The organism is Streptococcus sp. HMSC064H09, from assembly GCF_001812625.1.
GTDB lineage: Bacteria > Bacillota > Bacilli > Lactobacillales > Streptococcaceae > Streptococcus.
Map to the genome: position 1 here is coordinate 1 of NZ_KV809573.1, position 262 is coordinate 262.

A 262-nucleotide genomic window follows, 5' to 3' on the forward strand; every position below is an offset into this window, starting at 1 on the left:
AAGATACTCCAGCTACCTTCGAAGATGGCTCAACAACTAAAGTTATTCCAGGAGAAGGTACTTACACTGTAGCTCCTGATGGAACAGTAACCTTCGTCCCAGAAAAATCATTCACAGGAGAAGGTACAGGTGTAACCGTTAAACGTGTAGATAAGAATGGTACACCAGCTACAGCTAAGTACACACCAACAGTAACTCCTGTAACTCCTACTGCGGAAGATACAACATCAACAGGTAAACAAGGTCAAACCCAAACAGGTAA

The 262-nt window shown here is 42.7% G+C and carries 1 protein-coding gene; it reads left to right on the forward strand.

Annotated elements, in window-relative coordinates:
• The coding region (locus HMPREF2867_RS03995) for a hypothetical protein (RefSeq protein ID WP_141750989.1) at positions 1-262 on the forward strand (262 nt) is incomplete at both ends.